This window comes from Psychrobacter sp. 1U2 (assembly GCF_051847575.1).
The window spans coordinates 1-1,547 of sequence record NZ_JBPYDC010000170.1; the positions used below are offsets into that span (position 1 = coordinate 1).

Sequence of the window (1,547 nt, forward strand, 5' to 3'; positions counted from 1 at the left end):
TTATTTGGAGAAAAACTAAATGGTTAACTATTCGTTAGCAAGTAGCACTTGGGATGAAAAAGAATTAGCCGCGATTCAACGTGTTATAGATTCTGATATGTACTCGATGAATACGCAAGTAGCGCAATATGAAAAAGACTTTGCCTCGTTTTTCGGTTCGAAGTATGCATTGATGACCAGCTCTGGCTCAACGGCTAACTTGCTGATGATAGCCGCGCTATTTTTCAAAAAAGACAATCCTCTAAAGCGTGGTGATGAAGTCATCGTACCAGCCGTATCATGGTCGACTACATATTTTCCACTACAGCAATATGGTCTAAAAGTTAAGTTTGTCGATGTTGACTTGGATACCTTAAATATTGATTTAGATCAGCTTGAAAATGCCATTACCGATAAAACCCGTGCCATTTTAACGGTGAATTTATTGGGTAATCCAAATGACTTTGCTAGAATTAATACGCTGATAGCAGATAAAGATATTGTTCTGCTAGAAGATAATTGCGAGTCTATGGGTGCGACTTTTGAGGGACAGCAAGCAGGTACATTTGGCTTAATGGGCACCTTTAGTTCATTCTTCTCTCATCATATTGCTACGATGGAAGGAGGCTGTGTAGTCACAGATGATGAAGAGATTTATCATATCTTATTATGTATACGTGCTCATGGCTGGACACGGAACTTACCTAAAGAGAATAGTCTTACTGGTACTAAATCAGATGACCCATTTGAGGAATCTTTTAAGTTCGTACTACCCGGTTATAACGTTCGCCCGTTAGAGATGAGTGGGGCAATTGGTATAGAGCAGTTAAAGAAATTGCCTAGCTTTATATCGCAGCGTCGAAAAAATGCTGAATATTTCATATCTTTATTTGCCGACCATCCAGATTTCCTGATTCAAAAAGAGATTGGTAATAGTAGCTGGTTTGGGTTCTCTTTTATTATCCGTCAGGGTGCTAGCATTACTCGTAAAGAAGTGGTTAAAAAGCTTGTGGATAATGGTATTGAATGTCGTCCGATCGTGACAGGAAACTTCCTAAAGAATAAAGAAGTACTAGAGTATTTTGATTACGAAGTGTCAGGTACAGTAGATAACGCTGAATATCTAGATAAAAACGGTCTGTTTGTCGGTAATCATCAGATTGATTTAACCGAACAGCTAAATCTGCTGCATGAAGTGCTGAGTAAGTAATTAGCAAAGACCTATTTTTTATCATTTTGTACCTATTAGGTCTACTATGTTAAGTCGTAATACATTTCAAACCATTGTCCAAAATACGCCGCTAGTCTCGATTGATCTAATCATTAAAAATGCTCAAGATCAGGTATTATTAGGGAGAAGGAACAATCGTCCAGCGCAGGGAGATTGGTTTGTACCTGGTGGTCGTATTTACAAGAATGAAACTCTGGCTCAAGCATTCAAGCGTTTGACATGCGCTGAGCTAGATCAAGAATTTACATTAGATGAGGCATGCTTTTTAGGCGTGTTTGAGCATCTGTATGTAGACAGTGTTTTTGATAGTGAAATATCAACGCACTATATAGCTCTA

Annotated in this window: 2 protein-coding genes; both read left to right on the forward strand. The window is 38.4% G+C overall.

The genetic code is table 11. The annotated features are described in order from the left end of the window. Positions 1 to 19: 19 nt before the first annotated feature. The gene (locus tag ACS8FD_RS14185; RefSeq protein WP_439262423.1) at positions 20 to 1,189 is read left to right on the forward strand and encodes a DegT/DnrJ/EryC1/StrS family aminotransferase; all 1,170 of its coding nucleotides are present in this window, start codon (positions 20 to 22) and stop codon (positions 1,187 to 1,189) included. Positions 1,190 to 1,235: 46 nt separating this feature from the next. Next, a partial coding sequence (locus ACS8FD_RS14190) for a GDP-mannose mannosyl hydrolase (RefSeq protein ID WP_439276339.1) occupies positions 1,236 to 1,547 on the forward strand: 312 nt, incomplete at its 3' end.

What these genes read in the sequence shown, in the direction of transcription:
- ACS8FD_RS14185 (WP_439262423.1), top strand. Translation starts at nt 20, where the DNA reads ATGGTTAACTATTCGTTAGCAAGTAGCACTTGGGATGAAAAAGAATTA.